Raw genomic sequence first — 14,005 nt, 5'->3', positions numbered from 1 at the left:
CTAAATCACTTTGATAAAATACCTCTTCAACTATGGAAGGTGTTTGTAAAAATAATGGGTTGTAGTACATTTGAACAGTTATTTTGCTGCCTCACTTTGTGCACTTTTTGTGCCATTGTGGGGCTTTTTTATAACTGTTCACATCTTATAACCCAATGTGGGTAACTGTTTCAAATTATCAGGTTGACCCTTAAATAATTCGCAATGCCAGATTCATCCAGTAAAGCATTTATAAAGCTAACCACGTAGGCCACGCAAAATGGGCCATTCTTCTAAAAATTCACGAGGTCGCCGTTACTTACATTATTTTTTACTTCCACACCAAACTCCAACGGCAGCAATCTCGCCACAATGCAAAATATTCATCACTAAATCTTTCTACGGCCACTGTTTCCCTTTATAATTGTATGCCGGAAACTCTATCCATTCTTATTTTGTAATAAATCTCACTGATCCTCACCCTTTCATATGTCTGCAAAGCGACAGTTGTTGCATTTCTCAAACAGTTTTTTTTAAAAGTTGTTTTCCGTCATTTAGTTGACAGTTATTTTTTTTGTTCTTGTGTTTTTTTGCATAGTGTTATAAAAATAAAGCAATGAAGTTTAAAGCTATAATTTTTCATTTTGTTATCATCTCCACATTACTGGTAGCAGGATGTACCAAAGGCAAATTGATCAACGATGTGGGCAACCTGGTGCCGAAAACAGTTGAGCTTGACCCCAGCTTGCCATCCATATCAATTAATGGAACGCTGTTACATGCCGAAACATTTGGAAATCCTGATAGCGCCATGATCATTGTGTTGCATGGAGGGCCTGGCGCTGATTACCGATCATTACTAAATTGTAAAGAATTTGTTAACCAGGGTTACCGGGTTATTTTTTATGACCAGCGCGGTTCCGGTTTATCAAAACGCCATCCAAAAAATTCTTATTCATTGCAGTTGATGTACGATGACCTAAGCGCCATCATAAGTTTTTACCGGAAATCACCAGCACAAAAAGTTTTTTTATTAGGGCATTCATGGGGCGCCATTTTAGCAACTGGTTATATCAATAAATATCCGGCGGCCATAAATGGCGTTATACTTGCTGAACCTGGTGGTTTGGTTTACCAGGACATACAGGATTATCTAAAACGGGCAAGAAATGTAAATGTAACAAGCGAACTTTTCAATGATGTAACCTACCCTGACCAGTTTATTACAGGAAACTCAGATGAACAGGCAATATTGGATTATAAATATGCACTGGCAGCAGCAGCAGATGGGGCAAAAGGAAACCCGACAGGGAACGAAGCTGTGCCTCCTTTCTGGCGATTTGGTAAAGTGGTTGCTGATGCATTAACTGAAATCGGTGAAAAGCAAAAACCTGATTTTACATCCAACCTTCATCAGTTCAACACTAAAGTACTGTTTGCATACAGCGAAAATAACAAGGCTTATGGTTTATCCTATGCCCAAAAAGTTTCGGCTGCTTTCTCAAATGTGGAACTATTTAAAGTGAACGGAGCCGGCCACGACATGTTAGCATTTCAAACAGGTTGGGAAAATTTTTATCCGGTCGCATTAGATTATCTGAATTCACTAAAATGAGGCAAACATGAAAAGAATAATTATCATAAGCTTATTTCTCTTCTGCAAAGCGGGCAATGGTTTTGCACAAACCGTTAATTGGAGAAATCTTGCAGAGAGTCAAAAGCATTTCATACATGTTAATGACGGTATAGAACATGGTCTTGTTTTCGGTCTCGGGTATGGCTACCATCTGCGTTCCCGTTTGCCTGTTATCGTCGATGTGGATTATTCTTTCCCCAGCGGAAAAAGCCTGTTTGATGATTTCAAAACCACAATTGGCGGGCGGGTAAGATTTTACAAGATCGGAAACTTTCTTTTTAGTGCGAAGTTGCATGGTATCTTCAGACGTTACCAAAATGATTTTGCACGCTTGTTGAATTTTGGAAGTGATCTTTCAGCTACGGCGGGGTATTATAAAATCAAATGGTCTGTAGCGGCTGAAGCCGGTTTTGATAAGGCCATTGTTACCCATTTCAAACATTCAACTGCCTACAAAATGTTATACCCGGACGTAAAAGATGGCTGGTACGAGCCTTCAACCGGCGGCAACCTGTATTATGGTATACAGGCCGTGTTTTCGACGAAACCTGCCGACGTTTTTCTAAAGGGCGGAAAAATCGTATCACAGGATTTTAAAACCGATCCTCTCGTTCCATTTTTTGTACAATTGGGGCTTACTATCAAGCTTAGCAGGTAATATGCCGCCTTCATTTATACGGCACATTCTAAATTATCCGTCTGCAGGCGCCGCTAAAAAGCATGATCCCCTTCTTCGTCTACGCCATTCTATTTTCAGCAGACAATGAAGTACGTAGTTCCTTTAGATCATCTAAATCCCGAAAGTTGACGGTAAGAGAATATTGAAATAATTGTCATTGCAATTTTATTTACCGCAAAAGAATTCCATACGGCAGGTTATTCATCACACCCAAAATATCCAATACATCCACATTACAAAACTCAGTACCAGTGCTGCCCAGGGGTTTACAAAAGCAACGGCCATGATAATAATATTACAGATCAAACCAATGTTTTCATATTTGGTTGTTTGTTTAATCTGCGCATCTGTAACTCCATGAACTAATAATTCTTTCTTTCGCGATGCGGCGTGCCAGAGCAGTTTGAATGCTATACTAATAAGGACAAAATAACCGGTATAAAAAATCACTGCAATCTTAAGCGCTCCTGTTAGCAGGAACGTACCTAATGTTTTTGTGGGAAAAGGAACCAGTGCAACGATCATTAGTAATAGCCCGTTGGCTATCATCACAAAATTATCTGTATTGTTCAACTTCTTAAATAATTCGTGATGGCCGATCCATGCCAATAAAACATTTATAAAGCTTATTACATAGGCAAGGCAAATAGGCCATTGTTCGACTAAGGAATGCACGAGGTCGCTGTTACTTACATTATCTTTTACTTCCACACCAATCTCTAACGACAGCAATGTTACTGCAATGCAAAACACGCCATCACTAAAAGTTTCTATACGTGTGGTTTCTTTTTGATGTTGAATTTCAACCGCCTTATTATTTGCCATAATCAATATTTAATTATCAAAAGTTATAACATTCGTTAAAATAACAACAGCATAACTATAAGCCTGAAAGTATAAAAAGTAATAGAGAAATTGTGTCGGCTGTTTAACAAACCATACAAAAAATAATATATTGTTTTGATGATGATTTTGTGTTGATGATGGTAATACAAATATTGATGTAATACACTCATTATTTTTTATATGGAAAAGAAGCACCGCGTTATAAAGTGGGTTATTTTATCTCTTCTTATTTCCTGGATGGTTGCCGCCCAAACATGTAACAAGATGAGGGTTGACGATGCCACGGCAATTAAAGATTTTAAAAAATCAGGAGTAATACTTACTACGCATACTGAAAAAATAAATGGCTGCAACCTACACTATGTTTCCACGGGAGTTGACACGTTACCCACCCTGGTTTTCATACATGGCTCACCGGGCAGTTGGAGTGCATTCCAGGATTATCTGAAAGATAATGACCTGCAGCGCAAGTATCACCTAATCGGCATTGACAGGCCTGGCTTTGGTTTCAGTGATTACGGAAATGCCGAACATATGGACAAGCAGGCTGAAATTATTGCCGCATTATTGCATAAGCTGAAAAGAGGCAGGCCGCTATTTCTAGTCGGGCATAGTCTTGGCGGTCCTTTGGTTGTTGAAGTAGCAGCTAATAATCCCGGGCTTGTCAACGGGCTGGTTTTGCTGGCCGCGAGTGTAGACCCAAAGGAAGAAAAAAGTGAAAAGTGGAGATATGTTTTAGCGTATACACCATTACGTTATCTTATTCCGGCATTCCTTCGTGTAAGCAATGATGATCTGATGTATTTCAAAGGAGACGTGTTACAGATGCCGGTTATGCTTTCTAAAATTAAATGCAGTGTACATATTTTACATGGAAACCATGATTCGTTAGTGCCTTATGCAAACGCATTGTATGCTAAAGACAACCTGGTAAATGCATCTTCAGTTGAGCTCATTACTTTACAGGGTGAAGATCATTTTATTCCATGGACAAATTATAAAGACATAAAAAAGGTGTTGATGGAATTGAATTAATTCCTGAAACAAAATATAAGTCGAATTCCTATTCTCAGTCATCCACGCGACAATTTGTATCCAGACTTTGACGTCAATTTGTACCGTAAACATCGTACATCAAACATCGTACATCAAACATTAATACTATGCCCAATCATTATGACATTATCATTATAGGCACCGGAAGCGGCGGCAGCACTATGGCTTATAAATTAGCAGAAAGTGGCAAGAGGATTTTAATTTTAGAAAGAGGTGGATTTATTCCCAAAGAAAAAGAAAACTGGGATCCGCACGAAGTAGTGACCAATGGCCGCTATCGCCCAAAAGAAAACTGGTACGATAAGGATAACAAACCTTTCAAGCCTTTTATACATTATAACGTTGGCGGCAACTCGAAAATGTATGGCGCTGCTTTATTCCGCTTCAGGGAAACAGATTTCCAGGAAATAAAACATTATGGTGGTACTTCGCCGGCATGGCCGTTTGGCTATGAAACGCTGGAAAGCTATTATACTGCAGCAGAGAAGTTATATAGTGTTCATGGAAAAAGAGGAATCGATCCAAGTGAGCCATGGACGACTGGCGATTATCCCTTTGAACAATTAACCTATGAACCTTTAATCAAAGACCTGAATGCCAAAATGGAGCAGATAGGCCTGCAACCATTTCCGCTACCCATGGGTGTTAGATTGCCGCAGGACTTCACCGAAACGGAAGCGCCCGTTATGTTGGAAAACTTTGACGGGTTCCCTGATCCCACAGACAGCAAAGCTGACGGCCAGGTGATGGCTTTGCGCCCTGCATTGCGAAACAAAAATGTTACCCTTATGACGCATGCATATGTTGAAAAACTAGATACAGACGACAGCGGCAAGCGTGTTTCCAAGGTGCACGCAGATATCAAGGGAGAAAAAATAATTTTCAAAGCTGACATCGTTATCGTTGCATGTGGCGCCGTAAATTCTGCTGCGTTGTTGCTGCGCAGTGCCAATGAAAAGTATCCGAATGGATTAGCTAATTCGAGCGGCCAGGTTGGAAGAAACTTAATGCTGCATCACAATGGTTGCCTCGTTGCATTTACAAAAGAAAAGATTAACGACTGCGTTTTTCAAAAGAGCCTCGGGCTTGCAGATTTTTATCATGGTGCTGAAGACAGTGAATTTCCCCTGGGGGAAATACAGCTCATGGGCAGAAATGATTACGATACAATCTTATGGCTCGCCGAAAAAATCTACCCGGGAAAAACATACGAAGAGCTCAAACAAATGACCATAGATTTCTGGCTTACGGCTGAAGATTTGCCTTCGCCCGATAATCGTGTAACCATTCAAAAGGATGGTTCAATAAAAGTGTATTATACAAGAACCAACTATACCGCTTATGAAAAACTGAAAGAAAAGTTGAAGCAAATATTTGTAAAACTTGGTGAGCTGGATGATAAATACAAAGACATTCAATGGGCGGGTTACGACCTTGATATCAGCGGAATGAGCCACCAGAACGGAACGTGCCGTTTTGGGACTGATCCTAGCACATCGGTACTCGACCTGGATTGTAAAGCGCATGATGTTCAGAATTTATATGTAGTGGATGCAAGTTTCTTTCCGTCATGCGGAGCATTCAACCCGGCATTAACTATTGCTGCCAATGCGTTGAGAGTCGGCGACCACATTTTAAACGATGTATTGAATATAAAAAAGGAGACAGTTGGTGAATTTAAACCGGTATTTTGTTAGGATAGCTTTGGATTTTTTATGGTAGATGGTTTAGGATTAAATATGGCGATAGGTTACTCCTGTCGCCATTTTCAAAAAATTGTTTATGGAAGAAATAGCAAAACAAATAACGATTAACGTAAGCCATGCAGTGGAAATTCTTGCAGCTGTAATAATTGGAATCGCAGTAATTAAAACCCTGGTTAATTATTCTTCCCTTCTCAAAAAAACGATTTCAAAAATTACAAAAGAGGAGATCCGCGTTCAGTTTGGAAGTTCGGTTGCCGTATCCCTCGAATTATTATTAGGAGCAGATGTATTGGCGACTGCGGTGGCGCCGAGTTGGAATGACATTGGCAAACTTGCTGCTATCGCCGTTTTAAGAACAGCACTCAATTATTTCCTGGAGAAGGAATTAAAACATATGAACACGATGCGTAAGGAGGAAATCAGGGAACCATATATGATGAAAGACATCGCCTGACGTTATAAATTTCGTATTACCTCACAAGGATTACCAACTGCAACAACATTCGAAGGGATATCTTTTACAACCACACTTCCTGCTCCAATAGTTGTGTTATCCCCAATTGTTATACCGGCACAAATAATGCTTCCTCCACCAATCCAAACATTATTACTTATTGTTACGGGTGACGACAGTTCAGGACCTTTTATTCTTTCAACAGCCATAACCGGGTGATGCGCAGCATACACTTGTACATTGGGGCCGAGAAAAACGTTGTCGCCTATTCTTATATAATTACAGTCCAGGAACACGCAATTAAAATTGGCGAAAAAATTATCACCCACTTCAATGTGGCAGCCATAATCAATATAAAAAGGCGTCTGTACGTCAACGTTAGTTCCTATCCTGCCCAATATCTGTCGCAATAATATTTCTCTTTTTTGTCTATCGTAAGCTGTTGCATTGTATTCCTGCATCCATGTCCGCGCCTTCATCCGCATTTTCATCAGTTCTTCATCGCCCGCATCGTACAATTCGCCGGTAAGCATTTTTTGATATTCGCTTTTAGCCATCTTTATTTTTTTTTAAAGTTGATGGCAAATATTCATTCGTCACGTCAGATGCACGACAATTAATTTTTTCAATCATGCTTCTCTTTGCAGCATGAGAGCAATGCCCATAAAAGTCCATAGCGGTAAGGGTGGCCTTACACAAATGAAAGCCTCTTTTAAAAAGAACTGGATTCATTATGTGCAGGAAGCATTAGGGCTTGCCATTTTTATGATATCTGCGTGTTTTTTTAGCGCTTTGTTTTGGGGTAATGATCCTTCATTTCACATTGCCATTAATAATTTGATGCTGCGCAATATTATTACCGGCATGTTAATGGGTAGCACGGCGTTGCTTATTTTTTATTCTCCGTTTACAGCTCCTTCCGGTTCACAAATAAATCCTGCCGTTACTGTTACCTTTTTACGCTTGAACAAAATGTGTTCCTGGGATGCTTCTTTTTATATCATCTTTCAGTTCATCGGTGGAACGCTGGCTGTATATCTAATGGCCGCACTCCTGGGCAATTCACTAACAACTCGACCAGTAAACTTTGCGGTTACCATCCCCGGTAAAGATGGTGTCACCGCCGCCGCAATAACAGAATATATTATCGCCGTCATCATGATGACAATGGTTCTGTTTACATCAGAAAATAATTCTCTAAAGAAATATACTAGAATTATCGCCGGTTGTTTTGTGTGTCTATATGTAATCTTTGCAGGGCCGGTATCCGGTTTCGGAATGAACCCTGCGAGAAGCTTTGCCAGCGCGCTTCCTGCACATACTTACACGGCCTTCTGGATTTATATGTTGATCCCCTTTGCAGGAATGTTGAGCGCTGCAGAAGCATTTCTTTTTATTAAGAGACGAGGGGAAGTCGATGAAAATGGAATTACTAAATATTTATCAAATAAAATTTAAACTCATGAAAGGTTTTGTACGTATAGGAATTATATACTGCGTTTCTCTTTTCTTTAGCACATTAATTATTGCACAAGTAAAAAGAGTAGACGCACCGGGCTTTACTGTAAAAGATATGCATACATCTGTAAAATTTTATGCTGAAGTATTAGGTTTTAAGAAAGTAAGTGACCACGAATTTAGTGGTGAAGATTATGAAAAACTGGAAGGAATATTTGGTCTTCATGTCCGTGTAGTACGAATGCAACTCGGTGATGAGCAAATTGAACTGACTGACTATTTAACCAGTGGCGGCAGAAGCATTCCGGAAAATGCAAAACCCAACGACCTTTTCTTTCAGCACATAGCCATTGTAGTTAGTGACATGCAAAAAGCATACGCCCAATTAAAAAAATATGACGTTGAGTTCGTTAGCACCGCTCCGCAAACGCTTCCTAAAACCATCATCGGAGCTGAAGGCATTAAAGCATTTTATTTTCATGATCCCGACAATCACAATTTGGAACTAATCTATTTTCCAAAAGGAAAAGGGCAACCGAAATGGCATCACGATAGCTATCGGGACAATAATGGGAAAATTTTCCTGGGGATTGACCATACTGCTATTGGCATCAGCAACACAGAAAGCAGCCTTGCTTTTTATCAAGGTATTTTAGGTATCGACCGCAAGGGCGAGAGCTTCAATTTTGGAACCGAACAGGAGCACCTCAACAATGTAGAAGGCGCAAGTTTGCATATAACGGGGCTGCGGTCTGCGGCAGGCCCCGGGATTGAGTTTCTGCAATATTTAAAACCGGGTGCAGGAAAACAATATCCTCCGGATACAAAAGCAAATGACCTTTGGTATTGGCAAACCACTTTAATTGTCGACAATGCCAGGACATTTTATGACAAACTAAAAAGTGCTCACTATTCTTTCGTTTCAAAAGAACTGGTGACGATTAAAACCAACAAGACTGTAAGTAAATCATTTATTGTAAAGGATCCCGATGGGCATGCCATGATGATCGTCGAAAGACAAAACCAGAATCACAATTAATTTTTACAACCAATACAACTCTATGTCTAAGATATTTTTATTTACGCTTGTTTTATTTATTGCAGCTTTAAATGCTGATGCGCAGGGATGCAGCGATGCAGGGGTGTGTACCATTCATTCCATTAAAAATAATACGATGAAGGCTGATGAAAACGATAGCTCGAAAAATGAAGTTGTTGTTGGTTTTAATTTTGGAAAGGGCGAAAGATCAATTTCGTATTACACATCGGAAGTTGAATACACAAGAACTATCGCAAAACAGATTTCTCTAACCGGCAAAATTGAATACACTGCCATCAACGGTGAACTTGCCCACGTCAATGGCGCGGGTGATTTGTTCTTGTCCGTTAATCATTCCTTCGACACAAAAAAGAAATGGCAGAAATCTTTCGTGGTTGGTTTTAAAATTCCTTTCGATGATGCCAACACCGGCAAGAACGGCATTTTTCTTCCGATGCCTTATCAGACAAGTTTGGGCACCACAGATCTCGTTCTTGGTTTGAACTTTATGCATGAGTCCTTCGGAGCAACCATCGCTGTGCAGCAACCCTTAAAGCCTGTCAACGGCAATAGTTTTTTACCAGAAAATTATTCCTCAATTCCGCTCGCGGCGAAATACTTACCCACCAATGAATTTTCAAGAAAAGGTGATGTACTGGTAAGGCTCTCCTACGACTTCGACATCAATAAAAAGTTTTCAATAAGGCCCAGTCTTCTTTCTATTTATCACGAAGCCAACGATACTTATCTCGATGGAAATAAAGTGAGAAAAGAAATTGTCGGTTCAACCGGATTTACTATTAACGGAAATTTGTTTCTCCAATATGAGCTGAATAAGACAAGTGGGTTTGAACTTTCATTCGGAGCGCCTTTTGTGGTTAGAGATAAAAGGCCGGATGGATTAACCCGCCATTTTGTTGCGGCGCTCGATTACAAAATCAAATTTTAAAAGCAGCTATGCTTCAATAAAAAGATACGGCAAATCAGAAACAAAAAATTATTCTTGTCTCCAAAGTCTTACCAGGAAAATATTAATTACGGAATTGTAATATCAAACTATTATACAGCGTATACAGAACAGATCTTTCAAAATAAAAGCTGTTATTGGCGGGAAGTCGTTGAATCTTATTTTCAGCTGCAAAGTATGTGTTGGTGGCTGCGTAGTTTCTTTCATCATTCTTCTGAATAATTGAATTTGTTCGTATACAAAGAGCAAAAAAAATAACCACTAAAGTCAAGGGTCTTTTGTAGTCGTATCTTTTATGTAACATAATTTTATTCTAATTCTGTAAAAGTAACATCACCATCAATAAATAGATGTCCGGCAACAGACAAAGAAAAAAAGAAGGGGCATAAAATCCAGATTCCGGTTTACACGATGTCAAAAAATTTGAATCTTATGCAGAAACGTATAAACTCTTTTCCTATGTTTTTTGAGAATCACTACGAATTTATATATGCTTGAACTACATGGTAACAAAAATTTATTTTCACAATTATTAAATTTAAATTTGATAAAAATTGATTCTTCGCCCAAAGCAACCTTTTGCTTTCCTGTTGCGTTTAGCGTGTTCCCTATTTTATAAACCCAATGTTCTCATTTTATAAATTGAAACATGGAACTGATAGAACGAGATGGATTTTTGGAATTATTGCAAACGCAATTTAAAAATATTGCCTTTGGTGAAGGGCATTGTGTCTTTGTAAGTGGTGAAGCCGGTATTGGTAAAACTTCCCTGGTTAAAGTATTTTGTAAAGAACATAAAGACGATTGCCATATTTACCAGGGGGCATGCGACGCATTGGTTACGCCCCGTCCGCTTGCGCCGCTTTATGACATTATCTGGCAGGTAAACGGTAACCTGTGGCCAAACAGCCAAACCCTTGAAAAACGAGGCGAATTGTTCGCAGCAATGTTTCGTGAACTAGCTAATCAAAATCAGAAAACAATTATTGTATTTGAAGACATTCATTGGGCTGACGAAGCGACGCTTGATTTCATAAAATTTTTTGCAAGGCGAATTACACAATTACCATGCCTCTTCATTCTTACTTTCCGCGACGATGAAAGTACTGGTCATTCTCCCGTTCGTAATGTGTTTGGACAACTTCCTCCAGATAGCTTTACAAGGCTGCATCTTACACCTCTTTCAAGGGAGGCCGTTAACAATATGGCGATGGCAAGGGGCTACAATGGTGAGGACGTATTTACCATCTCCGGGGGAAATCCATTTTACGTAAACGAAATTCTTGCGAGTTATAGTCCGGGCGTTCCGGAAAATATTAAAAATGCTATTCTTGATGTGTATGATCGGCAGGAAGAGGGTACAAAACATGCCTGGCAAATATTTTCGGTGATTCCCGAAGGATTAGAAATTAATCGTTTTGCCAAACTTAAATCTTCATGGAACGAGGCAATGGACCATTGCTTTGCATTAAAAATCATCATCGTAAAAAACGACAGAATCTTTTTCAAACATGAGTTGTACCGGAGAACTATCGAAACGTCTCTTTCACCATTTAAGCGCATCGAATTAAATAAAGTAATACTCGATTTGTTTCTTTCGTCTTTCGAGGCAGAAGGTGAGATTGAGCGCATTCTCCAATACGCAAAAAATGCAAACGAAAATAAATTAGTGGTGAAATATGCACCCATTGCGGCACGCCGGGCTGCTTGTGTGGGAGCCCACATTGAAGCTTCAAAACTATTTTTGACAGCTATCGAATGTTCGGAAAATGATGATGAAAATCAACTATCGGAATTTTATGAGGCTTATGCTTACGAATGCTACCTTACAAATCAAATTAAAGAAGCAATAATTTATACCGGAAAATTACTTCAACTTATAAAAGAGAAAGATAATACAGAAAAAACAGGCAACTGCCTTCGTTTTTTATCACGCTTATGGTGGCTCGATAGTAACAGGAAGAATGCTGAAAGCTTTGCCGGGCAGGCCGTTGATTTATTGAAGAATCAACCTTCATCTCCGGCAAAAGCAATGGCATTTAGCAATATGTCCCAATTGAAGATGTTGTTTGATCAGCCTGGTGAAAGTATCACCTGGGGAGAAAGAGCGATTGAGATAGCCAGGGAGTTAAGTGACGAAGAAGCGCTTGCTCATGCGTTGAATAATGTTGGTTCAGTGCAAATGAATTTACCATTGTTAAAAGAACAAGGTGTAACCCTTTTACAGGAAAGCCTCACAATTTCCTTAAAAAATTCTTTCCATGAACATGCTGCCCGGGCTTATTCAAATCTGGGAAGCAATGCGGTGAAAATGAGAGATTATGTTTTTGCAAAAAAAATATTGGATGATGGCATTCAATACTGCGAAGAAAGAGATCTTGATTCCTGGAAATTGAATATGCTATCGTTGAAAGCACACGTATGCCTTGAAACCGGTAATTGGATTGATGCTTACGACATCGCTGATTTACTTCTTAAAACTGAGGACAAACCAAGGGGATTTAAAATCGGCGCTCTTATTGTACTCGGAACAATAAAAATGCGAAGGGGCGATGAAGACGCTATAAACCTGCTGCTCCAGGCAAAAACAAAAGCTTTTGAAATGATGGAGTTGCAAAGAATTATTCCGTCGTTAATTGCTTCATTGGAATACGAATGGCTGACCGGAAAAAATTTCGTTGAGAGTAACGAACTGGACATTATTAAAAATATGATTCAAAAGTCAATCGATTTGGCCGGCAAGAGTGAGTGTGCTTTTTGGATGTGGAAAACAAGAAAATATAGAATCGTGTTAGACAATTTGTACGAGCCTTATGAGCTCTTTAATTCCGGAAAATTAGAAAAGGCAGCTGAATTTTGGGAAAAAAAGCACTGTCCTTTTCAACGGGCATTATTTTTATTTGAAGGAACCGAAGTCGATAAGAAAACTGCACTCTCAATCTTCCAACAATTAGGTGCTAATGCCATATCAGAAAAAATAAAAATGGAAATGCGGGCTATTGGGATCAAAAAAATTCCAAGAGGATTAAGAGAAAGCACCAAAAACAATCCGGCCCAGCTTACAAATCGTGAACTTGATGTTTTGCATCTTTTGCAAAAGGGGAATCAAAATAAAGAAATCGCCGGGTTGCTCTTTATTTCTCCAAAAACTACTGACCATCATATTTCAAACATCCTCTTTAAACTCGATGTAAACTCAAGAGCGAAAGCAGTTACCGAGGCCGTCCGCCTGGGCATTTTAAAATAGGCAATTATCCCTATATGCTTTCAAAGTTCGGGTGATAGCTTTATAGTCAACTAAAATTATTTAAATGAAAAAGTTTATTATTGAAAGAAACGTGCCGGGCGCTGGCAAAATGACCACTGAAGAATTACAGGCCATTTCCAGTACTTCTAATGCCGTTATATCCGTGATGGGCAAACCTTATCATTGGGTTGAATCCTTTGTTACCGACAACAAAATGTATTGTATTCACGAAGCGGACAACGAAAACGACATTCGTGAACATGGAAAGTGTGGAAATTTTCCCGTCGATGGCATTGAAGAAATAAAAGCTGTTATAGGTCCGGCAACTGCTAAAGATTCGCGATGATGCCAATCAGTTACTCTACTGCATTCCGTTGTGGTTAAGAAATAAAATCGTTTCGCGAGAGGCTAATGTCAGCTACAAGCGTAGCAATAATTGTTCGTGACAATGATAAAGAAAAAAATACCTAATCAACAATGACGTTCAAACCGGGTTTCCCAACCAAACTGCATAAAGAAGCAGCCGGGTTAATTAGAGATTACTTCCAGGCAACTAGCCAGGTGGACACAGTCCTGGCTGTAAATTCCTGTGCCAGGGGACAAGCAGTGCCTGAAAGTGACCTTGACTTTGCGATATTGACGAAACCCGACACCACACAGATTGAAATAATAAATATTAAAAGCTCATGGCAAATCTATTTGGAAACACAGCCTGTGCTTTTAAAATACAAACAGTCAAACCAATTCGCACAATTGCACCTGGATATAATTGATGGAAATTACAAACCGACAAGCCTGGAAAAAGGAGAGCCAATTGATTATTTTGAAATTGAAATTGGAAACCAGATTTGTTATGCTGCGCCTATGGATAATGCTGGGCCGTATTTTAAAGAATTACAAAGTAAATGGCTGCCTTATTATAACGAAGGACTTAGACT

The 14,005-nt window shown here is 39.3% G+C and carries 13 protein-coding genes; 11 read left to right on the top strand and 2 right to left on the bottom strand.

From position 1 onward, the window contains the following. Positions 1-595 precede the first annotated feature (595 nt). Together ACO1O5_RS18965 and ACO1O5_RS18960 are read left to right on the top strand one after the other, a co-directional pair. Complete coding sequence (locus ACO1O5_RS18965; RefSeq protein ID WP_486273046.1) at positions 596-1,594, top strand: alpha/beta hydrolase; 999 nt, start codon at positions 596-598, stop codon at positions 1,592-1,594. A 7-nt stretch (positions 1,595-1,601) separates the two neighbouring features. Next, positions 1,602-2,273, top strand: coding sequence for a hypothetical protein (locus ACO1O5_RS18960; RefSeq protein WP_486273044.1), 672 nt, complete (start codon positions 1,602-1,604; stop codon positions 2,271-2,273). A 225-nt stretch (positions 2,274-2,498) separates the two neighbouring features. Here the strand turns inward: ACO1O5_RS18960 and ACO1O5_RS18955 are convergent, their stop codons facing one another. Then, positions 2,499-3,119, bottom strand: a complete 621-nt coding sequence (locus ACO1O5_RS18955; protein WP_486273042.1) for a TMEM175 family protein — start codon at positions 3,117-3,119, stop codon at positions 2,499-2,501. A gap of 201 nt (positions 3,120-3,320) precedes the next feature. Between ACO1O5_RS18955 and ACO1O5_RS18950 the strand changes: the two genes are divergently transcribed. The 3 genes from ACO1O5_RS18950 (at position 3,321) to ACO1O5_RS18940 (ending at position 6,356) form a co-directional block, all read left to right on the top strand. Beyond that, positions 3,321-4,175 (top strand): alpha/beta fold hydrolase, encoded by an 855-nt coding sequence (locus ACO1O5_RS18950; protein WP_486273040.1) that lies wholly within the window; start codon positions 3,321-3,323, stop codon positions 4,173-4,175. 128 nt (positions 4,176-4,303) lie between these two features. Continuing rightward, positions 4,304-5,893 (top strand): FAD-dependent oxidoreductase, encoded by a 1,590-nt coding sequence (locus ACO1O5_RS18945; protein WP_486273039.1) that lies wholly within the window; start codon positions 4,304-4,306, stop codon positions 5,891-5,893. 85 nt (positions 5,894-5,978) lie between these two features. Continuing rightward, on the top strand, positions 5,979-6,356 hold the full coding sequence (locus ACO1O5_RS18940; protein WP_486273037.1) for a DUF1622 domain-containing protein: 378 nt from the start codon (positions 5,979-5,981) through the stop codon (positions 6,354-6,356). A gap of 2 nt (positions 6,357-6,358) precedes the next feature. On the opposite strand, the gene ACO1O5_RS18935 is transcribed toward ACO1O5_RS18940, so the two are convergent. Further along, positions 6,359-6,913: a sugar O-acetyltransferase gene (locus tag ACO1O5_RS18935; protein WP_486273035.1), complete on the bottom strand. Its 555-nt coding sequence runs from the start codon at positions 6,911-6,913 to the stop codon at positions 6,359-6,361. 91 nt (positions 6,914-7,004) lie between these two features. On the opposite strand from ACO1O5_RS18935, the gene ACO1O5_RS18930 reads away from it, so the two are divergent. The 6 genes from ACO1O5_RS18930 to ACO1O5_RS18905 all read left to right on the top strand — a co-directional run. Continuing rightward, a complete protein-coding gene (locus ACO1O5_RS18930; RefSeq protein WP_486273033.1) occupies positions 7,005-7,814 on the top strand; it encodes an aquaporin in 810 nt (269 codons plus the stop codon). 4 nt (positions 7,815-7,818) lie between these two features. After that, the gene (locus ACO1O5_RS18925) at positions 7,819-8,853 is read left to right on the top strand and encodes a VOC family protein (protein WP_486273031.1); all 1,035 of its coding nucleotides are present in this window, start codon (positions 7,819-7,821) and stop codon (positions 8,851-8,853) included. Between the two features lie 22 nt (positions 8,854-8,875). Continuing rightward, positions 8,876-9,802, top strand: coding sequence for a hypothetical protein (locus ACO1O5_RS18920; RefSeq protein WP_486273030.1), 927 nt, complete (start codon positions 8,876-8,878; stop codon positions 9,800-9,802). 667 nt (positions 9,803-10,469) lie between these two features. Then, positions 10,470-13,067, top strand: coding sequence for a helix-turn-helix transcriptional regulator (locus ACO1O5_RS18915; protein WP_486273028.1), 2,598 nt, complete (start codon positions 10,470-10,472; stop codon positions 13,065-13,067). A gap of 64 nt (positions 13,068-13,131) precedes the next feature. Next, positions 13,132-13,413 (top strand): DUF4242 domain-containing protein, encoded by a 282-nt coding sequence (locus ACO1O5_RS18910; protein ID WP_486273026.1) that lies wholly within the window; start codon positions 13,132-13,134, stop codon positions 13,411-13,413. Between the two features lie 131 nt (positions 13,414-13,544). After that, on the top strand, positions 13,545-14,005 hold a 461-nt coding region (locus ACO1O5_RS18905; protein WP_486273024.1), incomplete at its 3' end, for a nucleotidyltransferase domain-containing protein.

Source organism: Ginsengibacter sp. (assembly GCF_057362405.1).
Note: the sequence above shows the minus strand (reverse complement) of the source record. Positions and strands in the feature narration are given on the sequence as shown.